This window comes from Erythrobacter sp. W302b (assembly GCF_046452395.1).
GTDB lineage: Bacteria > Pseudomonadota > Alphaproteobacteria > Sphingomonadales > Sphingomonadaceae > Erythrobacter.
Genome location: NZ_JBKFDH010000001.1, coordinates 336,666 through 358,812, shown reverse-complemented (window position 1 = coordinate 358,812; position 22,147 = coordinate 336,666). Strand labels below are relative to the sequence as shown.

Here is a 22,147-nt window from a genome sequence, read left to right as displayed (position 1 = left end):
GAAAGGGCCCGCCGTTTCCGGCGAGCCCCATTGCGACCCAGGAGAGACCTGAACGCCTTCGCGTCAGAAGCTCTTGCGGATCGTGAACTGGAATGTCCGTCCGTAGAGTTCGTGCCGGCTCGGGAAAGACGAGCCGAGCGGCTGGCGCAGCGGATCGTTGTTCGGACGGTCGAACAGCGGGTTCTCGGTCACGAACGGCTCGTTGGTGAGGTTGAACACCTCCGCCAGCAGCTGCACGCCGTTGAGCACGCTGCCTTCCTTCTCGAAGGTGTAGCCGATCTGCGCGTCGAGGATCGTCTCGCTCTGCGCCTCGGCGCCTTCCAGCCCGCCCGAGAAGTTCGGCACTTCCGAGAGGAATCCGCCGCGGTAGCGTGCTGCCAGCTTGGCGCGGAAACCGTACTTCTCGTAGAAGATGTCGCCCGACCAGGTCAGATCCGAATAGCCCGGGATCGAAATCGGGGCGTTGCCCGGCGGGGTGATCTCGGCGTCCGAATAGGTGATCGAGTAGAACCCGCCGAACCCGTCGAGCGCATCGCTGAAGTCGCCGAAGTTGAAGCGCAGCGTGCCTTCGATCCCGGTGATCTTGCCGTCGGAGAAGTTGACCGGACCGTCGAAGGCACCGACTGCGATATCCGGCGACGACTGAAGGATCGAGCCGAACCCGGCATTCTCGATCTGCTGGGTGAAATCGATCACGGCCGGCTGATTGACCACCCAGTCCGACAGGTCCTTGTGGAACGCCGCAACGATGATCGCGGTGCCGGGCGAGAAGTACTTCTCGAAGGAAACGTCGAACGAGGTCGAGCGGTAAGGCTGTAGGGTCGGGTTACCGCCGCTCACGGTGAAGCACACGTTGGCGGGAGGGTTGAAGGCCCCGGGGACGATCGAATCGGGCACCTGATCGCCATTGGTGTCGCGGCAGACCAGCGGATTGAACGTCAGGTTCTGGTTGGCCGCCAGCTGATCCAACCGCGCGCGGGTGATCGTCTGGGCGAATGCGACACGGATGAAGGTATCCTCCATCACCTCAAAGGCGAGGTTCGCGCTCGGCAACCAGTTGTCGTAGCTGAACTCCACCTCGTTGACACGGCCACCGCTGAGCGTGCCGATCGACGACTGCTTGGTATCGACATAGCGAAGGCCGATATTGCCGCGCACCGGCACCGAGCCGAGCTCGCCGTCGAGGTTGGCCTGGATGTAGAAGTTGTGGACCTGCTCTTTCACCTGCCATTCGGTGTCGTCGGTCGCGGCCTGCTGCACATAGGTGCCATTGGTCAACAGCGGAGCGGGGTCATAGGCGAGGATGTCAAGCCCGATGCCCTTGGAATTGCTCGAACCGATGATGAGGTTGCTGGGGATCGGCGCCCTGTTGCCGCCAACACCGTTGGTGAAGCCCGAACCTGCCCGCAGGAAGATGCCGTTGTTGTCGAAATCCTTGTTGCGGTCGGTATAGAGCCAGCCGGCGACGATGCGGTCGATGAAGCCGCCGTCGAACTCCCAATAGGTCTCGGCGCGCAGCTGGTGCAGCTCGTCATTGGTTTCCGGGACACGCAGGAATCCGACCTGACCCCAGCCGCCCGGATCGATCAGCAGGAGGTTGCCCGGATCGGTGTAATCGAGTTGGGTGTCGATGGTGTACTGCCCGTCCTGCGGGAAGGTGAAGGTGAGCGTATCCGCGGGGCCGGTGCCGTTGGGGCCGGTGCCGGCATAGGATTCATAATCGACGTCGTTGCGATTGAGCGTCGAGTAGCCGTAGTCGAGGACGAAGCCGAGGTTGTCGGTCGCCTTCCACTCCATGTTGCCGCCGATCGCGAAGATCTCCGAATCCGCGCCCTCGGTGTCGGTGCGCAGGATCGGATAGACGTTGGAGTAGGTCGCGCTCTCGGCGAAGGGACCGCTGCCGGTGACGTTGGCGACCTGCGCGCCGCCATCGAAGCTCCACGAAGCGATCGGGGTTTCGGTGCCGCGAAAGATGCCCGCGTCCTCGGTCTTGGTGTAGAAGGAATCGACCGTCAGCGAGAAGCGGTCGGTGGGCTCGAACTGGAGGCTGCCCGCGACCGAGGTCCGCTTGAACTCGCGGCTCTGCGAACCCTGACGCGGGTTGTCGCGCGGAAAGACGGTGCCGCCGGGGGTGGTGACGCGGTCGACCTGGCCGTTGTTGGTCTTGAGCTCGCGCTGGATGATCTGGGTCGGGATCGATTGGGTCGTCGCACCGATCGACCAGCCGATCGTGCCATCCGCATTCTGATCGATATAGCTGGCGAAGAGGCGGTAGCCATCCGAGCCGAAATCGGGGTTGAGCGAGCCATTGTCGTTAATGGTGTAGGTGCCCGACACGGTGATCTGACGCTTGCTCGAATCCAGCGGCTTGACCGTGCGCAGGTCGACCGCGCCGGCGATGCCGATGGCGGCGAGTTGGGCATCACCGGTCTTGTAGACGACGCCGGTGCCGATCAGTTCAGAGGGGAACTGGTCGAATTCGATCCCGCGGTTGTTGCCTGCCGAGACAACCTCGCGGCCGTTGAGCAGGGCAAGGCTGAAATCAGGGCCGAGGCCGCGGATCGAAACCTGCTGCGAACGGCCGCGCACGCGTTGGGCGGTCACGCCGGGCAGGCGCGCGAGGGTGTCGGCGATTGACAGATCGGGCAGCAGACCAAGATCTTCGGAGGAAATGACTTCGACAATCGAGGTCGCGTTGCGCTTGGCATCGAGGGAGGACTGGATCGATCCGCGAATGCCGGTGACGACGATGTCTTCGCCTTCGCCTTCGACGGCAGCCGGCTCTTCAGCCTCTTGCGCCATGACCGGCGTGCCGGTGACAGCCAGTGCCAGGAATGTCGCGGCCCCGCACAGCAGGCGCGCGCTTGCATTGATCCCATTCGCTTTCATCAGAAATCCCCTCCCGCAAGCGCCCCTGAACGTGCGCTTTTGCAGATTTTTTCATAGCCCAACATGAACCTCAGGTAAATCGCCAAAAAGCAGATGCGCGGGAACAACCGCAATTTTCGCAAATTTACTGATATTCCAATATGTTGAGCTGTTTTTGGCAACGTTCACATCGGTTTTCGCGCACGTCGGCAAGGTGAAATGTTGCCAGTTTGACACAGTTTTTGTCGATGCCGCATTGCAGCATCGGCGTGAGCGCGATCACCCGGTGGCTGGATCGCGTTAGACCCCCGGAATGTCCCTTATTTCCTCGCTATTTCATTGCCATAGCCTTTCCAGATGGACTGCCTCACGGAGTTTGATAGGCTTATCCTCATGGTCGTGCCGTCCACTTCTATGCAGCAATCAGCCCCTGAAGGATGGGGCATCTCCCTCGCGCACGCGCAGGCTGGGACATTTTCAGCGTCCAATCAGATGCTTGCCAGCATCGATGGATTTCTCGAAGCGCCCGCGCAGGTCATTTTGCAGGCCGGTTTGCAAAATTTTGCAAAGATCACGCCGCAATATCCCGGGGTGCGGGCGCCGCTTGATCCGGCAATCTGCCGCGCTTGGCTCAGGCAGCTGACACCGCTGCTGGATCAGTGGTTTGGGCCCTATGGCCGCCCGTGGGAGATGCAGGCGTGGTATTCGCTGGTGACCACCCCGCCCGCCCAACTCGCGCCGATTCAGCGCCTCCCCCATGTCGACGGCACCGATCCGACGCAGATCGCCATGATGCTGTACCTCCACCGTACAGGACATGGCGGCACGGCGTTCTTCCGCCACAAGTCGACCGGCCTCGAGTCGCTGACCGCCAATGACTTCGCGCGCTATGCCGCCGCGCTGCAGGCCGAGGTCGGGCGCACGGGCCTGCCGCCCGCCGCCTATCCCACCGATGGGGCCCCGCATTTCGAGCGAGTTCACACGGTCCCCGGTGCGTTCAACAGCGCGGTATTCTATCGCGGCAATATTCTGCACAGCGGCGTAATCGACAACGCCGCGCCATTGAGCGCCGACCCTGCCGAGGGTCGGCTGACGATCAATGCCTTCTTCCGCCCGGCGGCGGGAGCGGGCGCCACAGGGACGGGATGATGCAACCAGAGGTCAGAAAACTCGTGATTGTCGGCGGGGGAACGGCGGGCTGGATCACCGCCGCCGCTTTCAGCCGCCTGCTGGGCCAGCGCCTTACCATTGAACTGGTCGAGAGCGAGGCCATCGGCACGGTCGGCGTAGGTGAGGCGACGATCCCGCAGATCATCCGGCTGAACACCATCCTCGGCATTGACGAGCATGAATTTCTGCGGGCGACTTCGGGCACCTTCAAGCTCGGGATCGAGTTCGTCGACTGGGGAAAGAAGGGCAGCCGCTATCTCCATACCTTCGGCGATACGGGGATGAACCTCGGCAATGTCGCCTTCCACCACTATTGGCGGCGCAGCGCAGGCGACACGCCCGACCCCAAGGGGTTGTGGGATTACTCACTGCACCAGCAAGCATCCAATCAAGCGCGCTTCGGCAAGCTCGACCGGGTCGGCAATACCGCGATGACCGGGCTCGCCTATGCCTATCACTTCGACGCGAGCCGCTATGCGCTGTTCCTGCGCGCTTACAGCGAAAAGCGCGGGGTGACGCGGACCGAGGGGATCGTCGAAACCGTAGAGCGCGATGGCGAAGCCGGTGACATCACTGCGATCACCCTGAAGAATGGCCAGCGCGTTGCTGGCGATTTCTTCATCGATTGCACCGGTTTCCGCTCGCTCCTGCTGGGCGAGTCGCTCGGGGTGGGTTACGAGGACTGGTCGCGCTGGTTGCCGTGTGACCGCGCGCTGGCGGTCCCGAGCGAGCGGCTGCCCGTGCTGGTGCCCTATACCCGCGCCACGGCAAAGGACGCAGGCTGGCAGTGGCGCATCCCCTTGCAGCACCGCACCGGCAACGGCCACGTCTATTCGAGCGGGTTTACCAGTGATGCGGCGGCAGCCGATGTGCTGCTGCAAGGTCTCGACACCAAGGCGCTGGGCGATCCGCGCCCAATCCGTTTCACCACGGGGCGACGTGAGAGGTTCTGGGCCCACAACTGCGCGGCGATCGGTCTGTCGAGCGGGTTTCTCGAACCGCTCGAATCGACTTCGATCCATCTGATTCAGGCGCATGTGAGCCGGTTGATCCAGCTCTTCCCGCGGGCCAGCAATCCGGCCGCGATGCGCGACGAATACAACCGCCGCTGCAGTGCCGAGTTCGCTCAGATCCGCGATTTCCTGATCCTGCACTACCACCAGACAGACCGCGAGGACTCGGAATTCTGGCGCTATTGCAAGCATATGGACGTGCCCGACAGCCTTACGCACAAGCTGGAGCTGTTCGCCGCATCGGGCCGCGTGGGGCGTGACCACGATGATCTGTTCCGCGATGCGAGCTGGGTGCAGGTGATGCTGGGCCAGGGCATCGTGCCGGCCGATTACGATCCGATGGCAGACCAGATTGCGCCACAGCAACTGACCGAATTTCTCGCCAACCTGCGGACCTTGATTGCGCGCGGGATCGCTAGCTTGCCGACTCACGAGGACTATCTGCGCCAGCACTGCCCCGCCGACCCAAGCCTGCTGGCCGCCTGAGGCGTCCCCGAGCGGGAGCGCTTTGCATCACCGCGCCGCCCACGAAAAAGGGCGGCGCAGTGTCCCGCGCCGCCCCATCATTCTCGCCCGGAGGCGATGAATTACTTCGACTGGGCTTCCAGATAGGCGACCAGGTCAGCGCGCTTCTGCGCGTCCTTGACGCCGGGGAAGGCCATCTTGGTGCCCGGCACGTAGGCCTTGGGATCTTCGAGGTACGCGAACAGCACGTCCGGCGTCCAGGTGATGCCGCTGTTCTTGTTGGCGTCCGAGTAGCTGAAGCCAGCGACCGAACCGGCCTTGCGGCCCACGATCTTGTGCAGCGACGGGCCGACGCGGTTCACACCTTCGTCAAACACGTGGCAGGTGCGGCAAGCCGCGAACACCTTTTCGCCGGCAGCAGCGTCGGTGGTGAAGCTGGCATACTCGACCTTGGCACCGTCAGCGGCAGCAGCCGCCGGAGTTTCTGCCGCAGCCGGGGTTTCGACGGCCATGGCATCTTCGGTAGCTGCCGGAGCCGGAGCATTGGCATCGCTGCCAGCACCGCCGCCGCAAGCCGAAAGGGTAACGAGGCTCGCCAGCGCGGCCGCGCCCATCAGGAAATTACGCTTCATGGTTATCTGTCCTCTGAACAACTTGTTCCTCCCGCATCCCAGCGGGCTTTAAACCAGATTTTCGGGCATGGAAAGCGGGACTTCACGTCGCGCCAAGACCCTCTCCCCAGATACCGTAATCCCGCAACGCACAGGCTCGCAAAGGGTTTCAGGCCCGAGCCAGAAAGATTGCCATGCGCGCACCCGGCGTTATGACTGCGGGCATGACAAACCTGCCCAAGCACACCAAGCTCGTCCTCGCCCTGTTGGCGTTCATCCCGCTCTATTTCGCGATTGCCGCGCTGGGCACCAAGGTCGGGATATGGAGTTGGCAGATCGGATTGATGACGCTGACCTTCAAAGGCGGGATGGTTGTGCTGGGGGTGACCGCGCTGGTTGCGCTGGTATCGCTGATCCTGTCGGCCCGCGCCAAGCCGCGCCGCAACGGCCCGCTGGCCGCAGCGATCCTCGGCCTGCTGGCACCGGGCGCGGCGCTGGTGATGTTCATGAGCGCCGGCGGCAAGGCCGAACAGAACCCGATCCACGACATCGCCACCGATACCGGCAACCCGCCGCTGTTTTCCGCCGCAACGCTGGATGCGCGCGCTGAGGCGGGGGCCAATCCGCTGAGCGATTACCAGATCCCGCTGGGCCAGCTGGAGCTTTACCAGGGCAAGGTTTCACCCGAGCTCGCGGTCAAATCCCACGCGCAGATCATCACCGATCGCAAGGATCGCCCTGCCCCGCTGCCGCTGGGCGGCGCGAGCAAGCAGGAGGGACTCGCCGCCGTCGCCGCCGCCATGGCCGCAATGGGGCTGACGGACATTCGCACCGATAGTGAAATCGGCATCGTCGAAGGCGTGGCGAGCAGCTTCTGGTTCGGCTTCAAGGATGATGTCGTGGCCCGCGTGGGTGACAGCCAGATTGACTTCCGTTCGGTCAGCCGCGTCGGGATCAGCGATCTGGGCGCGAACACCGCGCGGATCATCGACCTGCGCGCCCGGACCGAAGCCTTGCTGGGCGCGGCCAGTCGCTAACGCCTAAACCGTTTGCGTCGTTAATCCCGGAAAGCCGCTACCGCCATCGCGCTGCGCTGGATCACGGTCAGCACGCATAGGCTGGCATAGGCGTAGGCGATTGTCCCGAACCACGCGGGCACGGCGCACATGGCGATGAAGACGATGATCGTCTCGGTCCCTTCGGCGAGCCCTGTGGAATAGAAGAAGCTTTTTGCGCCATGCGCCTCGGTTGTCGCCCCGCGCTTGGCAGCGATGACGGCGAAAGCGAGGAAGCTCACCCCCGTCAGCACAAAACTCGCCACCAGCACCAGCGCGGGGAGCGTGTTGGCGGTGCTGAGAAGGCCAAAGCCTAGGGGAATACTGACATAGAAGGCGAAGTCCGCGACAATGTCGAAATAACCGCCGAAGTCTGAAGGCCCCCGCACCCGCGCCACCGCGCCGTCGAGCCCGTCGGCAATGCGGTTGGCGATGATGAGGGCGAGACCCCAGCCGATGTGGCCGAGCGCGATCGACGCGGCTCCGGCTAGGCCAAGCGCAAGGCCGGTGCAGGTCAGGGCATTGGCGGTGACCCCTGCGCCTGCCAGCACACGACCGATGGCGTTGAGCGGAGGGTCGATGAGGGGGCGGAGCTTAGCGTCAAGCATCTGATTCCCCCCCCGTCCCGGGCTTGACCCGGGACCCAGCTTCTTTGCCCGATACGTCTTGAACCCGAAGAATAGCGGGGCCCCGGGTCAGGCCCGGGGCGGGGGAAGATGATGGCTTTAGCCTCACCACGTCACCAGCCCGATCCACGCCCCCGTCATCGCGCTGGCGAGGTTGCCGGAAATCCAGCTTTTCATCCCCAGCCCCGCAGCCTCCGCGCGGCGTTCGGGGCAGAGCGTGCCGATGGTGGAGACCAGCAGGCCGACACTGGCGAGGTTGGCGACGCCGCACAGGGCGTAGGTGACGATCAGCAGGCTCCTCGGCCCCAGCGTGCCATCCGGCAGCGCGGCGAGTTCGAGATAGGCGACATATTCGTTGAGCACCGCCTTGGTGCCCATCAATCCCCCCGCCGCCTGCGCCTCAGCCCAAGGCACGCCCAGTAACCACATGAAGGGCGCCAGGCCCCAGCCGAGCAGGCGCTTGAGGCTGAGCGCCTCGCCATCGATGAACGGCAGCGCGGCCAACATCCCGTCCACCAGCGCCACCAGCGCAAACACGGTGATGATCACCGCGATGACCGCGAGGAACAGCTGCATCCCCTCCATCGTGCCTTTGACGATCGCATCGATGCTCGATTCGTAGCGCAGACCGGGGTCTTCCTCATCCACCTCGGTTGCGACATCATCGGCGCGGCCCGGCACCATCATCCGCGCGATCAGCAACGCAGCGGGAAGCGAGATCAGCGAAGCTGAGATCATGTGGCCCACCGCGTCGGGCACGGTGTTGCGCAAGGTGGTCGCATAGAGGATCAGGATTGCGCCACTGATCGTCGCCATCGTCAGCGTCATGATCTGGAACAGCTCGGTCCGGCTGATGCGCGCGAAATAGGCGCGGGTGACCAGCGGCGCCTCGACCACGCCGAGGAACACGCTCGCCCCGCCCGACAGGCCGACGACGCCCGAGACGCCAAGGCTGCGGCGCAGCAGAAAGCTCAAACCGTTCACGATCCAGCGCAGCACGCCCCAGTGCCACAGCAGCGCGGCCAGCGCAGAGAAGACGATCACCAGCGGCAGGATCTGGAAGGCGATCACCAGCGGCGGCTGCGCGCCCTCTTTGAGCGCGAAGGGCAGCTCGGCCCCGCCGAGATAGCCGAACATATAGGCCGAGCCTTTGAGCGTGGCCGCCTCGACCGCGCTCACCGCATTGTTGACCAGCCCGACCGCCGCCCACACCGCAGGCACCCGCACGATCAGCACGGCAAGCACGCCCTGCAAGGCGAGCGCGCCCGCGATCCAGCGCCAGCCGGGATGGGCCCTGCGGTTCTCGCTTATCGCCCATGCCATCCCGATCAGCACCGCAATGCCGATGATGCCGCGCAGCTGGTCGAACAAGTCCACCCTGCTCTAGCCCCGCATCCAGGTGTGATAGCGTTCCACCCACCTCAGCAGGCCTTCGGGCTTGTGCGCCTTCTTCCAGTTTCCGGCCGCAAACTTGTTGGCTTCGACCATGGTGGGATAGGCGTGGATCGTGCCGAGAATCTTGTTGAGACCGATCCCGTGCTTCATCGCCAGCACATATTCGGCGAGCAGTTCGCCCGCATGGGCGCCGACGATGGTCGCGCCGAGCACCGTGTCCTTGCCGCCCGCGGGGGTGAGCACCTTCACGAAACCCTTGGTCTCGCTCTCCGCAATCGCGCGGTCGAGATCGTCGAGGTCGTAGCGGGTGACTTCCACCGCAATGCCCTGCTCCGCCGCCTCGCGTTCGTTGAGGCCAACGCGGGCGAATTCGGGATCGAGGAAGGTGACGGCGGGGATCACGCGGTAATCGGCCTTGAACTTGCGGAAGGTGCCGAACAGCGCGTTGACGCTCGCATACCACGCCTGATGGCTGGCGGTGTGGGTGAACTGGAAGGGCCCGGCGACATCGCCTGCGGCGAAGATATTGGGGAATTTGGTGGCGAGGAATTCGTCGGTCACCACAGTCTTCGCGGTATCGACGCCGATATCCTCCAGCCCGAAACCGGTGAGCCGCGCCTTGCGCCCTACTGCGACGAGCAGCACATCGAACGGAATACGCTCCTCCTGCCCGCCCGCATCGGCGATCAGAGTGCGGTCTTCGATCCGCACCGCCTTGTGTCCGGTCAGCACGCGCACCCCGTCGGCCTCGAGCACGCTGCGGGCGAGCGCCGATACGTCCGCATCCTCGCGCCCCAGCAGCGCATCGGCCATCTCGACCTGCGTCACCTGCGCTCCCAGCCGTGCCAACGCCTGCGCCAGCTCGCAGCCGATTGGCCCGCCGCCCAGCACCGCGACGCGCGCGGGGACTGTGTCCATCTGCGCAAAGGCCTCCCACATCGTCTCGCTGGTGAGATAGCCGCTGCTCTCGATACCCGGGATCGGCGGCACCACCGGCTCGGCCCCGCTGGCGATCACGATGCTGCGCGTGGTGAAGCGCTGCGTGCCGCCGTCATTGCGCGCGATTGCGACCGTCCACGGGTCGATGATCGTCGCATAGCCCTTGACCACATCGACGCCGAGACCTTCGTAGCGCTCGACGCTGTCATGCGGCTCGATCGCCTTGACCGCCTCCCGCACCCGCGCGATCACCGCCTTGAATGGCACCTCCGGCTCGGTCGGCGTCAGGCCATATTTGTCGGCGTGGCGCATCATTGCGGCGACCTTGGCGCTCTTGATCAGCGCCTTGCTCGGCACGCAGCCGGTGTTGAGGCAGTCGCCGCCCATCTCGTTCGCCTCGACCAGCGTCACCTTGGCCTTCACCGTCGCTGCAATCAGCGCCGATACGAGGCCCGCGGAGCCAGCCCCGATCACCACCATGTTGCGGTCGAAACGCTTGGGCCGCGTGAAGCCCGCATAGACCTTGCGACGCTTGATCAGGCCGATCACCAGCTTGGCCAGCCACGGCGCGATGCCAAGCAGCACAAAGCTGCCCAGCACGGCGGGCGAGGCAATGCCTGACAGGCTGTCGATCTGCGCCAGCTGCGTGCCCGCGTTCACATAGACCACCGTGCCGAGCAGCATCCCCAGCTGGCTCACCCAGACATAGGTCCAGACGCGGATGCGGGTCAGGCCCATCACCAGATTGACCACGAAGAAGGGGAAGGCCGGGATCATGCGCAAGCTGAAGAGGTAGAACGCCCCGTCGCGCTCCACCCCGGCGTTGATCGCCTTCAGCCTTTCACCGAAGCGTGCCTCGATACTGTCGCGCAGCACATAGCGCGAGGACAGGAAGGCCAGTGTGGCTCCCAATGTGGAGGCGAAGGAAACGAGGATCGTACCCGTCACCACCCCGAACAGCGCCCCCGCCGCCAGCGTCATGATCGCCGCACCGGGCAGCGACGCCGCCGTCACCGCGACATAGGCCGCGAAGAACCCGGCGATGACCATCACGGGGTTGTCGGCGTAGAACGCCTCCCACTGGGCGACCAACTGCTTGATCCCCTCCAGTGTCAGATACTGCCCGAGATCGAAGACAAAATAGGCCGTGATGATGGCGGCCAGCACGGCGAGGATGGCAAGCTTTTTCACATGATCTCCTGCCCGCACATTCGCGCAGGCTGCTGCGAGGGTTACGCCATCTGCGCAAGGCGGACGTATTGCGCAATCCAGCGCTTGTCGATCCAATGCTTGAGAGCGAGCACCCAGCGGCCCTCGGCGGCGAGCGAGCCATGGCTGGCAATCGCGCTGCCGTCGCCGGTGTTCATCAGGTAGAGATTGTTGCGGCGCGGGCGATAGGTCCGGCGCGGCGCCTCGCCCGCCAGCACCGCGCGCAGGTTGGCGGCGAGCACCGGGCCGGCAAACACCGCATGAACGCCGGAATGGGCCAGCGGTCGATCGATGCGGACGGCAACGTCTCCGGCGGCGAAGATATAGGGGTGCGAGGGGGAACGCTGGTGCGCGTCCACTGCAAGGAAGCCCGCCGCATCGGTGGCGATGCCGCTCGCCCGCACCCATCCGGGCGCAGCGCTGCCGGTGGCGGCGATGATGCAATCGGCGGGTTCCAGCGATTGCTCGCCCGCGCAAATCGCGCCGCCTGCGAAACGCGCTTCGGCGGCCAGCAACTTGATGCCCTGCCGCGCCAGCGCTCGGGCGGCGCGCGCCTGCACCGCGGGCGCAAAGCCGGGGAGCACCCCGCCCGCCCCCGCCACAAGTGTGACGTCTGGGGCCACGGGGGCTCCGGCGCGATTGCGGAGCGCGAAGGCCAGCTCCACGCCCCCCGCCCCGCCGCCCACCACCACGATCCGCCTCAAGGAGCCAAGCGCGGCAAGGCGATCAACGAAAGCGCCGATGGGGCGGATATCGAGCAGGCGGGGATCGTCCCCGAGCAGCCTCGTCGCCTGCCCCTCCCCACCGGTATCGAAGGACGCGACGTCAAAGCCAATCGCCTCGCCCTGTGCGGTGCGGACCACCCGCGCCTCCGGGTCGAGGCCGGTGCAGCGATCCAGTACCAGCGCCACGCCCGCGCGCGCCGCCAGTGCGGCCAGATCGACCAGCCCGTCATCCCGCGCGTGCTGCCCCGCGATCCAGCCGGGCACCATGCCGGAATAGCGAAAGTGCCGCTCCGGCGTCAGCAGCACCCCCCGCACGCCCGTTGGCGCGCCGCGCGTCGCCCAGTCCGCCAAGACGGCGACATGCGCATGGCCGCCCCCTACCAGCAACATCACGGTTTCCGCACCGAGCGAGGCATTATGCCGTGTCATCACGCTCGCTTCATCGGCCTTGGTTCAGCTATCCGCAAGCTTTGGTCGCTAACGGGGCGGTCAAACGACATTGCTTCGCATTAGCCTTCAATACTTCATATCTTCAAGAAGTTGCAGCACCTTTTTTGTCGCTGGAACCGTCGGCGTGTTGGATGATTGATCGCTTGCGGCGCGGCAATGTTGCATTCGTTGCACTCACGTTCAGGTGCGTGTTGTCCAAGCCAGACAACGCGGTCCCTGAACGCAGATTTCGGATTGAAAGGCTGCCATGGCAGGAGAAGGCCAAAGTTACGGCTCGCAGATTTCGCTGGCAAAATTCTTCAGGATTTTCTTCGACATCCTGAAGCCCGAAGCGAATTTCTACTGGCTCGCGGCCGTCTACGGGATCGGCATCAGCTTGCTCAGCCTGGCAACGCCGATTTCGGTGCAGATGCTGATCAACACCATCGCCAACACCGCGCTCACCGCGCCTTTGGTGGTTCTGTCGCTCACGCTGTTCGGCCTGCTGTTCATATCCAGCATGCTCTACGCGCTGCGGGTCCACCTTATGGAGCTGTTCGCACGGCGTTTTTACGCCCGCATGGTGGCCGAGATTTCGCTGATCTCGGTCTACGCGCAGAACCCGTTCTTCGACGACGCGAAGAAGGGCGACCTGTTCAACCGCTATTTCGACGTGGTCTATGTCCAGACCGCGATCCCGATCCTGTTCATCGGGGGCTTCACCACACTCTTGCAGATTGCGGTCGGGTTTGTGCTGGTGAGCCTCTATCACCCCTATTTCCTGGGCTTCACCCTGATCATGGTGGCCCTGATCTGGGTGGTGTGGCTGACCTGGGGCAGCCGCGCGCTGCGCACCGGGGTCGATCTCAGCCACGCCAAGCACAAGACCGCCGCCTGGTTGCAGACCATCGGCGGATCGAACGGCTTCTTCAAGTCGCAGCGCCGGATCGACTACGCGCTCGACAAGACCGATGATTACACCCGTCAGTACATCACCGATCGCAAGCGCCATTTCCGCCACCTGTTCGCGCAGACCATCGCCTTTCTGCTGATGTATGCTGCCGCCAGTGCGGCGCTGCTGGGCCTCGGCGGCTGGCTGGTGATCCAGAACCAGCTCACGCTCGGCCAGCTGGTGGCGGCCGAACTGGTGCTGTCGGCGGCGTTCTTCGGCGTGGCGCAGCTGGGCAGCTATCTGGGCTATTTCTACGATCTGTTCGCCGCTGTTGAGGAAATCTCGCAGTTCTACGATGTCGAGCAGGAACAGCCCAAGGGCGCTGACCCGTTCGAGGGGCCGGATCACGCCATCGTGATGAAAGGTGTGCGCGGCAAGGCACGGCATGAAGAGGCACAGTTCGATCTGGAGGTCCCCTCTGGCTCGATCATCATGGCCGCGGCCAGCCAGCACGGGGTGCAACGCCTGTTCACCAACCTGCTCAAGATGCACGCCCTGCCGGAATCCGGCTTTGCGACGCTGGGCGGCGTCGACATGAAAGCGATCGAGGCGCACCACCTGCGCAAGAACGTCCATGTGCTCGACCGGCCGAGCATCGTCGAAATGACGATCCGCGAATATCTCGCCCTGTCCTGCCCCGACACCGCCCCGCAGCGCATGATCGGCGCCCTGGAGACGGTGGGGCTGGCGAAGATGATCTCGGCGCTGGACAAGGGCCTAGATACCCCGCTGGCGGCGACGGGCTATCCACTGTCGGCCGTGGAATTGCAGCAGTTGAAACTCGCTAACGCTTTGCTGGAACGCCCGCGCATTCTGGTGCTCAGCCGCTTGTTTGACCTGATCGATCCCGAACCCATCGCCCGCGCCGTGACGGAGCTGCGCGCGCAGGCCTATTCGACTGTGATCTACTTCTCTAACCGGCGCATCGATCTGGGCTTTGACCGCTTCCTCTATCTCGAAGCGCACCAGCAGCGTTACTTCACCAATTTCGAGGAGTTCAGCGCCGCGATGAACCGCCCCGCGCCCTCTGCTGCCGCCCCGACTGACAAGGGAGGCGCATAATCATGGCAACGCTCAAAGAGGACATGGCGCATTTCACCACGCTGGCGTCCATCAAGACGCCGCGCGTGATGCGGGCGGTGTTTTTCATGCTGCTGGCCGCGATCGTCATCACCTTGGCTTTCCTGATCTACGTGCCGTGGGTGCAGACCACCTCGGGCCGCGGGGTGGTGACAACCCTCAGCCCCAACGAACGCAAGCAGGATATCAACGCGCTGGTGCCGGGCCGGATCGAGGAATGGTACGTTCGCGACGGCAGCTCGGTGAAGAAGGGCGATCCGATCGTCCGCATCGCCGATATCGATCCGCAGCTGCTCGACCGGTTGCAGGCCGAACGCGGGCAGATGGAGCTGCAGTTGCGAGCCGCCCAATCCGCACTCGCCACGGCGCAGATTGACGAGCGCCGGTCTCGCGAATTGTTTGAAGCCGGACTTGCCGCACGCCGCGATTATGAATTGGCGCAGATCAAGGTTGCCGACATGCAAGGGCGCGTGGCCGCAGCCCAGGCCGATCTCAACCGCGCCGACACCAACATCGCCCGCCAGTCCGAACAGATCGTGCGCGCGCCGCGTGACGGGTTCATCCAGAGCCTCAATGCGGGCGACGCAGCCACCTATATCAACGCAGGCGACGTGCTCGCGACCTTCGTGCCCGATGGGGCCGAGCGCGTGATCGAGATTTTCATCGACGGGCGCGATGTCGCGCTGGTGCGTCCCGGCGACAAGACCCGCATCCAGTTCGAAGGCTGGCCTGCGGTGCAGTTTTCGGGCTGGCCCTCGGTCGCGGTCGGCACCTTTGGCGGGCGGGTCATTTCGGTCGACCAGTCGGCCCAGATCAATGGCCGGTTCCGCGTGCTGATCGCCGAAGACCGGAGCGAGCAGCACCGCTGGCCGGAAGAACGCTACGTCCGCTTTGGGGCTGTGGTGCAGGCCTGGGTCCTGCTCGAAACCGTGCCGGTGGGTTACGAAATCTGGCGTCAGCTCAACAATTTCCCGCCTGAACTGCCGGTGGCGGAAAGCACCGGGTCGGCGAACTGACGATGACACGCAGGACGGCCTTGATGCGGCTGGGCACGGTGCTCAGCCCCGCCGCTTTCGGTGCAGCGCTGCTGGCGCTCGCCCCCGTGGCGGCGGCGGCGCAGGATATCGCGCCGGTCGGCGATCCGCTCGACGTGGCGCTGACCACCGGACCGTTGCTCCCGGACGAAGTGCTCCGTTCCTCGGCGCTCACCTTTCCGTCGATCCTCGAAGCCTTCGAGCGTGAAGCCGCCGCCCGTTCCGACCAGCTCAGCGCCGATGGTGCTTTCGACCTGATGCTGAAGGGCGAATATTACGACCGCCTCACCGGCTTTTATTCGGGCGGCTTCGGCAAGGTCGAGGCCCGTCAGCCATTGCGGCCCTACGGAGCGGAGGTGTTCGGATCCTATCGCGTTTCCAGCGGCAATTTCCCCACTTACGAAAATTACAATTACACCAATGCGCTGGGCGAGGCGAAAGTCGGCGCGCTGTTCTCGCTGCTGCGCAACCGCGACATCGACAGCCGCCGCTTCGCGATCGAGGACACCCGCCTCGCCGCCAGTCAGGCGCGGCTCGATGTCATGCTGGTGCAATTGAACGTCCAGCACGAAGCCCTGCGCGCCTATTGGCGCTGGGTCGGCGCGGGCGAGGAAATCCGGGTGTTCGAGGAACTGCTCGAAATCGCCGAAGCCCGCCAGATCGGCCTCACCCGCGAAGTCAACGAAGGTGCCCGCGCCCGCATCGCGCTGACCGAGAACGAACAGAACCTGCTGCGCCGCCGCTCGCTGCTGGAAGAGGCCAAGCGCAACTTCCTCACCGCCGCCAACAGCCTCGGCTTCTATCTGCGCGGCAGCGACGGGCGGATGGTGATCCCAACCCGCGAGATGTTGCCCGATCTGTCGCGCATGAAGGCAATTGCACCGGTCGAACAGCTGGCGGCGACGCCGCTGAGCGACGTGATCCAGAGCCGCCCGGAACTCCAGACCTTCAAGCTGGCGCTGGAACGCGCCACCAACCGCGTCGCTTTGCGCCGCAATGATCTCGAGCCCTCGCTCAACGCCAGTGTCGAATTGTCGCGCGATTTCGGCCAGATCGGGCCGGGCGGGCCGGGCTTCGATTCGACCGACACCGTGGTGGGCCTGACTTTCAGTGTTCCGCTGCAACGCCGCACAGCGCGTGGCGCGGTGCAGCGCGCCGAGGCTGAACTGCGTGAGACCGAACTGCGCCAGCGCCGCATCGCGGACCAGATCACCACTGAGGTGGGCAACATCCTCGTCAATCTCAACACCGCGCTGAAGCAGGCCGATCTGGCCGATGCCGAGGTCAAGCAGGCCAACCAGATGGTGCAGGCCGAACGCACCCGGTTCCGGCTGGGCGCGGGCGATTTCTTCTTCGTCAACCAGCGCGAGGAAACCGCCGCCAACGCGCAGATCAACGCGATCCGCGCCGAACTCGCCGGGCGATTGGCCGAAGCAAGCTACAACGCGGCAACGATGAACCTTGGCGCGCTGGGACTGGAGTAGCGGCCTACCGCTCCGTGACGTCGAACGCGCGGGCGCCTGCGACCAGTCACCCCGACCTCAGCCGCAGGCACGGACAGCAAGGGTTGGATTACAGCTTGCCCCGCAGCGCCTGATAGGCCGCCGCGGTCACTGTGTTGGCCAGGTTCAATGACCGGATCACGTCCGAGCGCATCGGCAGCTTGAACAGCCGGTCGGCGTGGCGGTCGATTATGGCCTTGGGGATGCCCTTCGTCTCCTGCCCGAACACGAGAAAGGCATCCTCCGGGTAGTCCGGCTCGTAGAAGCTCCTCGCGCCGAATTCCTCGAACAGGAAGAGCTGATCGGCGCGCGGGGTGCGGGCTTCGAGAAAGGCATCCCAGCTCGCATAATCCGTCAGGCGGACATGCGGCCAGTAATCAAGGCCCGAACGCTTCACCCGCTTGTCCGAAATCTCGAAGCCCAGCGGGTGAATCAGGATCAACTCCATCCCCAGCGCCACACAGGTGCGCCCCACCGCCCCGGTGTTGCCGGGGATCTCGGGCTGAATAAGGACGATGGAAAGACCCATGCGGGCCTCGGATCAGCCCAGCTTGCCCTTCAGGAGCTGGTTCACCAACTGCGGGTTCGCCTTGCCCTGCATCGCCTTCATCGTCTGGCCGACGAAGAAGCCGAACAGCGCTTCCTTGCCAGCGCGGTACTGTTCGACCTTGTCGGCATTGGCGGCGATGATCGCGTCCACGGCGGCTTCGATCGCGCCGGTGTCGGAGACCTGCTTCAGCCCCTCGGCCTCGGCGATTTCAGCAGGATCGCGGCCGGTCTTGAGGACGATTTCGAAGATCTCCTTGGCCTGCCCGCCGCTGATCTCGGCCTTGTCGGCCATGGCGAGGATGGCGGCCTGCGCGGACGCCGTGGCGTTGGCGGGGTCGGCTTCGTCGCCGAGCGCCTTCAGCACCCCCGGCGCGACCGAGAGCGACCAGTTGGCGACCTGCGTGGCGACGTCCGCATCGCCCTTGCCGGTGGCCTTGGCGGTCTCGGCCAGCAGCGTCTCGAACCGCGCGAAGGTCTCGACCTCGGCGGTCAGCTCGCGCGCGTTGTAGGGGGTGAGGCCGAGCGCTTCGACATAGCGCTTGCGCTTGGCATCCGGCAGTTCGGGCAACGAGGCGCGGCATTCGGCGAGGAAATCCTCCTCCAGCACCAGCGGCAGCAGGTCGGGATCGGGGAAGTAGCGGTAATCGTGCGCGTCTTCCTTGCTGCGCATCGTGCGCGTGGTGCCGGTGCCGGGATCGAACAGGCGGGTTTCCTGCACCACCGTACCGCCGCTCTCGAGCACATCGACCTGGCGCATCGCCTCATGCTCGATCGCCTGCATGACGAAGCGCACGGAGTTGACGTTCTTGGTCTCGGTCCGGGTGCCGAAGGGCTCGCCGACCTTGCGCACGCTGACGTTCACGTCGGCGCGCATCGAGCCTTCTTCCATGTTTCCATCGCACGAGCCGACATAGCGCAGGATCGCCCGCAGCTTCCTGAGGTAAGCCCCTGCTTCGGCGGGCGAACGCATATCGGGCTTGGAGACGATCTCCATCAGCGCCACGCCGCTGCGGTTCAGGTCGACATAGGACATGGTCGGGTGCTGGTCGTGCATCAGTTTGCCCGCGTCCTGCTCGATGTGGATGCGCTCGATGCCGATGACCTTGTCCTCGGGGATGCCCGCCTTCTCGTCCGACTCGATCAGGAGTGAACCTTCGCCCACAATCGGATGATAAAGCTGGCTAATCTGGTAGCCCTGCGGCAGGTCGGCGTAGAAGTAGTTCTTGCGGTCGAAGCGCGACCACGCGTTGATCTGCGCCTCGATCGCCATGCCGGTGCGCACCGCCTGACGGATGCACTCGCGGTTGGGCACGGGCAGCATTCCCGGCATCGCGGCATCGACGAGGGAGACCTGCGAATTCGGCTCCGCGCCGAACGCGGTCGCCGCGCCCGAGAACAGCTTGGACGCGCTCGTCACCTGCGCGTGGACTTCGAGGCCAATCACGACCTCCCATTCACCCGTGGCACCCTGAATGCGGTAGTTGCTCATTTCACTTCCTCATCCTCGATCACCTTGCCGTCCGGCCCGAAGCGCATCTCGCCGTGATCGACGTTCTTTCTCACCCAGTTGGCGACCATGAAGGTCACCGGCACCGCGAAGGCAATCGCCAGACCGGCGATCGTCAGCGGCAGGTCGGCGGTCACCACCACTTCTCCGGCTTGGCGGTGAAGCCGGCGCGCTGCTGGATCGCGAGACCGGCGTTGAGCACGCCCTGCTCGTCGAACGGGCGACCGACCAGCTGGAGACCGAGCGGCAGCCCGTCGGCGTTGATCGTGGCGGGGACGCTCATCGCGGGCAGGCCAGCGAGGCTCGCAGGCACGGCGAAGACGTCGTTCAGATACATCGTCAGCGGGTCTTCGTTCATCGAACCCAGCGGGAAGCTCGCCGTCGGCGTGGTCGGCGCGAGGATCACGTCGCACTGCTCGAAAGCACGCTCGAAATCGCGGGCGACCAGCGCGCGGACCTTCTGCGCCTGCGTGTAATAGGCGTCGTAGAAGCCCGCCGAGAGCACATAGGTGCCGATCAGGATGCGGCGCTTGACCTCGTCGCCGAAGCCCGCAGCGCGGGTGGCGGCGTACATGTCCTGAAGGCCGACACCATCGGGCAGATCGCGCAGGCCATAGCGCACGCCGTCATAGCGCGCGAGGTTGCTCGACGCTTCGGCGGGGGCTACGATGTAATAGGCCGGCAGCGCATATTTGGTGTGCGGCAGCGAGACGTCGACGATTTCCGCGCCCGCGTCCTTCAGCCATGCCTTGCCCTGCTCCCACGAATCGAGGATCGCCTGATCGGTGCCCTCCATCCGGTATTCGCGCGGGATGCCGACCTTCTTGCCGCGCAGGTCGGCGTTGAGGGCCGCTTCCCAATCGGGCACGTCCATCTGGAGCGAGGTCGAATCCTTCGGATCGAACCCCGCCATCGCGCCGAGCATGATCGCGCAATCTTCTACCGAGCGCGCCATCGGCCCGGCCTGATCGAGCGACGAGGCGAAGGCGACGATCCCCCAGCGCGAGCAGCGGCCATAGGTCGGCTTGATCCCGCAGATGCCGGTGAAGGCGGCGGGCTGGCGAATCGAGCCGCCGGTGTCGGTGCCGGTCGCAGCCGGCGCGATGCGCGCGGCGACGGCGGCGGAGGAACCGCCCGAAGAGCCGCCGGGGCTCATCGGCTGGTTGCTGCCAGCCTTGCGCCATGGCGAGGAGACGTTGCCGAAATAGGAGGTCTCGTTCGACGAACCCATCGCGAACTGGTCAAGATTGAGCTTGCCGAGCATCCCCGCGCCCGCATCCCAGAGTTTCTGCGAGACGGTGGATTCATAACGGGGCGTGAAGCCTTCGAGGATGTGGCTCGCGGCGGTGGTCTGGACGCCGTGGGTGGCGAACAGGTCCTTCATGCCGATCGGCACGCCCGCCATTGAGCCAAGCGTCTCGCCCGCAGCCCGCGCGGCGTCGACCTTCTCGGCAGCGGCAAGCGCGTGGTCGGGGGTGGTGACGATGAAGGCATTGAGCGCGGCAGCCTCGGCCACTGCGGCGTTGAACGCTTCCGCCACTTCGCACGCGGTGAAATCGCCCTTCGCGACACCGTCGCGGATGTCCTTTACGCCGAGAGAGGTAAGGTCAGTCATTTGTTTTCTTCCGTCATCCCCGCGAAGGCGGGGATCCAGCTAAGGTTTCCCGTCCAGCCAGTGGTCAGCTGGGCCCCCGCCTTCGCGGGGGTGACGGGGAAATGCTACTCGATCACCTTGGGCACGCCGAAGAACCCGTGCTCGGCCGCGGGCGCATTGGCAAGGATATCGCCCTGCCTGCCCCCGCCGGTCAGCGGATCGGCATCGATCACGTCAGCGCGCAGGCGGAGCGTGTTGGGGATCACCGCCGCCATCGGCTCGATCCCGGTCACGTCCACTTCGCCCAATTGTTCGACCCATTGGAGGATGCCGTTCAGTTCCGGCACCATCTGCTCCAGCGCGGCGTCATCCATGCGGATGCGCGCCAGCGAGGCGATCTTGGCAACGGTTGCCTTGTCGACCGACATTGCGCGTCCGCCCCTTACTGGCCCGGCGCGACCGGAGGCGCACCCTCTGCCGCGCCGCCCGGCGCTGCGCCACCGGGAGCACCGCCCGGAGCGGCGCCCATCTGCTGCTGCATCGTCTGCTGGAGGATCTGCAGATTGCGGTCAAAGGTCGCGCGGCTCATGATGTCCATCACCTCGATCTCGAATTCGAGATCGGCGTTGGGCGGGATCGGCGTGCCCGGAGGCGGCGTCGCGCCGTATGCGAGATCGGCCGGGATGAAGAGCGTGTACTTGCCGCCCTTCTGCATCTGCTGAAGCCCCTGGAAGAAGCCCGGAATGGTCGCGCCTTCTTCAACCGGGAAAGGATTGCCTTCGGGGAACAGGCCCTGAACCGGCAGCGGGATGTTCTGCGATTCGTCGAACACCGTGCCATCGGCGGCCAGCTTGCCCTTGTACTTGACGAACACGACATCGCCCTTGGCCGCGGTCTTGCCCGTGCCTGCGACTTCGACATCAAGGTCAAGCCCGCGTGGCACGGCCGACCAGGCAAGCCCGCCGCCAACCGCGATCGCAAGCGCGACCCCGATCCACAGCTTGGTGAGCGAGCCCTTGGCCACAGGCTTGATCGGAACGCGGGTAATCTCGGTCATGGGTACGGTCCTGATGGGCGGCACATTTGCGCCACGTTATGACGGCAAAAGGGCGCGGGAATAAGCCGCGCCCTGATGACTGATCGGAAAAGGGGTTTCAAGCGGTTCTGCGAGGCAGAACGCGCTTGGCAGCGGGATTATTTGCTCCCGTCACGCTCCATCCGCTTGCGCTCCATCTTGCGGGCGCGACGCACAGCCGCAGCCTTTTCACGGGCGCGCTTTTCGCTGGGCTTTTCGAAGTGACGACGCAGCTTCATTTCGCGATAAACGCCTTCGCGCTGCAGCTTCTTCTTGAGCGCGCGCAGGGCCTGATCGACATTGTTATCGCGAACCATGATTTGCATAAACGACGAATACCTCAATTTTC

19 protein-coding genes are annotated in these 22,147 nt (G+C 64.7%); 6 read left to right on the top strand and 13 right to left on the bottom strand.

Annotated elements, in window-relative coordinates; genetic code table 11:
• Window positions 1-63: 63 nt before the first annotated feature.
• Complete coding sequence (locus ACLBKT_RS01760) at window positions 64-2,889, bottom strand: TonB-dependent receptor (protein ID WP_410181262.1); 2,826 nt, start codon at window positions 2,887-2,889, stop codon at window positions 64-66.
• A 336-nt stretch (window positions 2,890-3,225) separates the two neighbouring features.
• Here ACLBKT_RS01760 and ACLBKT_RS01755 point away from each other — a divergent pair, with 336 nt between their 5' ends.
• Both ACLBKT_RS01755 and ACLBKT_RS01750 read left to right on the top strand, forming a co-directional pair.
• Window positions 3,226-4,017, top strand: coding sequence for a DUF6445 family protein (locus tag ACLBKT_RS01755; RefSeq protein WP_410181261.1), 792 nt, complete (start codon window positions 3,226-3,228; stop codon window positions 4,015-4,017).
• Window positions 4,014-5,537, top strand: coding sequence for a tryptophan halogenase family protein (locus tag ACLBKT_RS01750; RefSeq protein ID WP_410181260.1), 1,524 nt, complete (start codon window positions 4,014-4,016; stop codon window positions 5,535-5,537). The genes ACLBKT_RS01755 and ACLBKT_RS01750 overlap by 4 nt, the downstream gene beginning before the upstream one ends.
• A gap of 101 nt (window positions 5,538-5,638) precedes the next feature.
• Here the strand turns inward: ACLBKT_RS01750 and ACLBKT_RS01745 are convergent, their stop codons facing one another.
• A complete protein-coding gene (locus tag ACLBKT_RS01745; protein WP_410181259.1) occupies window positions 5,639-6,148 on the bottom strand; it encodes a c-type cytochrome in 510 nt (169 codons plus the stop codon).
• Window positions 6,149-6,351: 203 nt separating this feature from the next.
• On the opposite strand from ACLBKT_RS01745, the gene ACLBKT_RS01740 reads away from it, so the two are divergent.
• Complete coding sequence (locus ACLBKT_RS01740; RefSeq protein ID WP_410181258.1) at window positions 6,352-7,164, top strand: DUF1499 domain-containing protein; 813 nt, start codon at window positions 6,352-6,354, stop codon at window positions 7,162-7,164.
• Window positions 7,165-7,184: 20 nt separating this feature from the next.
• Here the strand turns inward: ACLBKT_RS01740 and ACLBKT_RS01735 are convergent, their stop codons facing one another.
• From ACLBKT_RS01735 to ACLBKT_RS01720, 4 genes are all read right to left on the bottom strand, one after another.
• Window positions 7,185-7,790 (bottom strand): CDP-alcohol phosphatidyltransferase family protein, encoded by a 606-nt coding sequence (locus ACLBKT_RS01735; protein ID WP_410181257.1) that lies wholly within the window; start codon window positions 7,788-7,790, stop codon window positions 7,185-7,187.
• 123 nt (window positions 7,791-7,913) lie between these two features.
• Window positions 7,914-9,185: a NupC/NupG family nucleoside CNT transporter gene (locus ACLBKT_RS01730; protein ID WP_410181256.1), complete on the bottom strand. Its 1,272-nt coding sequence runs from the start codon at window positions 9,183-9,185 to the stop codon at window positions 7,914-7,916.
• 6 nt (window positions 9,186-9,191) lie between these two features.
• Window positions 9,192-11,333: an FAD-dependent oxidoreductase gene (locus ACLBKT_RS01725; protein ID WP_410181255.1), complete on the bottom strand. Its 2,142-nt coding sequence runs from the start codon at window positions 11,331-11,333 to the stop codon at window positions 9,192-9,194.
• A gap of 41 nt (window positions 11,334-11,374) precedes the next feature.
• The gene (locus ACLBKT_RS01720) at window positions 11,375-12,505 is read right to left on the bottom strand and encodes an FAD-dependent oxidoreductase (protein WP_410181254.1); all 1,131 of its coding nucleotides are present in this window, start codon (window positions 12,503-12,505) and stop codon (window positions 11,375-11,377) included.
• Window positions 12,506-12,773: 268 nt separating this feature from the next.
• Between ACLBKT_RS01720 and ACLBKT_RS01715 the strand changes: the two genes are divergently transcribed.
• The 3 genes from ACLBKT_RS01715 to ACLBKT_RS01705 are packed head-to-tail and all read left to right on the top strand — an operon-like array spanning window position 12,774 to window position 17,055.
• Window positions 12,774-14,519: an ABC transporter transmembrane domain-containing protein gene (locus tag ACLBKT_RS01715; RefSeq protein ID WP_410181253.1), complete on the top strand. Its 1,746-nt coding sequence runs from the start codon at window positions 12,774-12,776 to the stop codon at window positions 14,517-14,519.
• Between the two features lie 2 nt (window positions 14,520-14,521).
• Entirely contained in the window at window positions 14,522-15,553 is a 1,032-nt protein-coding gene (locus ACLBKT_RS01710; protein ID WP_410181252.1) for an HlyD family secretion protein, read from the top strand.
• A gap of 2 nt (window positions 15,554-15,555) precedes the next feature.
• Complete coding sequence (locus ACLBKT_RS01705; RefSeq protein WP_410181251.1) at window positions 15,556-17,055, top strand: TolC family protein; 1,500 nt, start codon at window positions 15,556-15,558, stop codon at window positions 17,053-17,055.
• Window positions 17,056-17,143: 88 nt separating this feature from the next.
• Here ACLBKT_RS01705 and ACLBKT_RS01700 read toward each other — a convergent pair whose 3' ends face one another.
• The 7 genes from ACLBKT_RS01700 to rpsU form a co-directional block, all read right to left on the bottom strand.
• Window positions 17,144-17,602: a tRNA (cytidine(34)-2'-O)-methyltransferase gene (locus tag ACLBKT_RS01700; RefSeq protein ID WP_410181250.1), complete on the bottom strand. Its 459-nt coding sequence runs from the start codon at window positions 17,600-17,602 to the stop codon at window positions 17,144-17,146.
• Window positions 17,603-17,614: 12 nt separating this feature from the next.
• Window positions 17,615-19,111, bottom strand: a complete 1,497-nt coding sequence (gene gatB / locus ACLBKT_RS01695) for an Asp-tRNA(Asn)/Glu-tRNA(Gln) amidotransferase subunit GatB (RefSeq protein ID WP_410181249.1) — start codon at window positions 19,109-19,111, stop codon at window positions 17,615-17,617.
• On the bottom strand, window positions 19,108-19,266 hold the full coding sequence (locus ACLBKT_RS01690; RefSeq protein WP_410181248.1) for a glutamyl-tRNA amidotransferase: 159 nt from the start codon (window positions 19,264-19,266) through the stop codon (window positions 19,108-19,110). Before ACLBKT_RS01690 ends, gatB begins: the two co-directional genes overlap by 4 nt.
• A complete protein-coding gene (gatA, locus tag ACLBKT_RS01685) occupies window positions 19,263-20,744 on the bottom strand; it encodes an Asp-tRNA(Asn)/Glu-tRNA(Gln) amidotransferase subunit GatA (protein WP_410181247.1) in 1,482 nt (493 codons plus the stop codon). Before gatA ends, ACLBKT_RS01690 begins: the two co-directional genes overlap by 4 nt.
• Window positions 20,745-20,848: 104 nt before the next feature.
• A complete protein-coding gene (gatC, locus tag ACLBKT_RS01680; RefSeq protein WP_160761893.1) occupies window positions 20,849-21,151 on the bottom strand; it encodes an Asp-tRNA(Asn)/Glu-tRNA(Gln) amidotransferase subunit GatC in 303 nt (100 codons plus the stop codon).
• Between the two features lie 14 nt (window positions 21,152-21,165).
• The gene (locus ACLBKT_RS01675; protein ID WP_410181246.1) at window positions 21,166-21,780 is read right to left on the bottom strand and encodes an FKBP-type peptidyl-prolyl cis-trans isomerase; all 615 of its coding nucleotides are present in this window, start codon (window positions 21,778-21,780) and stop codon (window positions 21,166-21,168) included.
• A 137-nt stretch (window positions 21,781-21,917) separates the two neighbouring features.
• Window positions 21,918-22,124 (bottom strand): 30S ribosomal protein S21, encoded by a 207-nt coding sequence (gene rpsU / locus ACLBKT_RS01670; RefSeq protein ID WP_067402220.1) that lies wholly within the window; start codon window positions 22,122-22,124, stop codon window positions 21,918-21,920.
• Window positions 22,125-22,147 lie beyond the last annotated feature (23 nt).

What these genes read in the sequence shown, in the direction of transcription:
- ACLBKT_RS01755 (WP_410181261.1), top strand. Translation starts at nt 3,226, where the DNA reads ATGGACTGCCTCACGGAGTTTGATAGGCTTATCCTCATGGTCGTGCCG.
- ACLBKT_RS01700 (WP_410181250.1), bottom strand. Translation starts at nt 17,602, where the DNA reads ATGGGTCTTTCCATCGTCCTTATTCAGCCCGAGATCCCCGGCAACACC.
- ACLBKT_RS01715 (WP_410181253.1), top strand. Translation starts at nt 12,774, where the DNA reads ATGGCAGGAGAAGGCCAAAGTTACGGCTCGCAGATTTCGCTGGCAAAA.
- ACLBKT_RS01735 (WP_410181257.1), bottom strand. Translation starts at nt 7,790, where the DNA reads ATGCTTGACGCTAAGCTCCGCCCCCTCATCGACCCTCCGCTCAACGCC.
- ACLBKT_RS01740 (WP_410181258.1), top strand. Translation starts at nt 6,352, where the DNA reads ATGACAAACCTGCCCAAGCACACCAAGCTCGTCCTCGCCCTGTTGGCG.
- ACLBKT_RS01745 (WP_410181259.1), bottom strand. Translation starts at nt 6,148, where the DNA reads ATGAAGCGTAATTTCCTGATGGGCGCGGCCGCGCTGGCGAGCCTCGTT.
- gatB (WP_410181249.1), bottom strand. Translation starts at nt 19,111, where the DNA reads ATGAGCAACTACCGCATTCAGGGTGCCACGGGTGAATGGGAGGTCGTG.
- ACLBKT_RS01760 (WP_410181262.1), bottom strand. Translation starts at nt 2,889, where the DNA reads ATGAAAGCGAATGGGATCAATGCAAGCGCGCGCCTGCTGTGCGGGGCC.
- gatA (WP_410181247.1), bottom strand. Translation starts at nt 20,744, where the DNA reads ATGACTGACCTTACCTCTCTCGGCGTAAAGGACATCCGCGACGGTGTC.
- ACLBKT_RS01675 (WP_410181246.1), bottom strand. Translation starts at nt 21,780, where the DNA reads ATGACCGAGATTACCCGCGTTCCGATCAAGCCTGTGGCCAAGGGCTCG.
- ACLBKT_RS01705 (WP_410181251.1), top strand. Translation starts at nt 15,556, where the DNA reads ATGACACGCAGGACGGCCTTGATGCGGCTGGGCACGGTGCTCAGCCCC.
- ACLBKT_RS01750 (WP_410181260.1), top strand. Translation starts at nt 4,014, where the DNA reads ATGATGCAACCAGAGGTCAGAAAACTCGTGATTGTCGGCGGGGGAACG.
- rpsU (WP_067402220.1), bottom strand. Translation starts at nt 22,124, where the DNA reads ATGCAAATCATGGTTCGCGATAACAATGTCGATCAGGCCCTGCGCGCG.
- ACLBKT_RS01720 (WP_410181254.1), bottom strand. Translation starts at nt 12,505, where the DNA reads ATGACACGGCATAATGCCTCGCTCGGTGCGGAAACCGTGATGTTGCTG.
- gatC (WP_160761893.1), bottom strand. Translation starts at nt 21,151, where the DNA reads ATGTCGGTCGACAAGGCAACCGTTGCCAAGATCGCCTCGCTGGCGCGC.
- ACLBKT_RS01710 (WP_410181252.1), top strand. Translation starts at nt 14,522, where the DNA reads ATGGCAACGCTCAAAGAGGACATGGCGCATTTCACCACGCTGGCGTCC.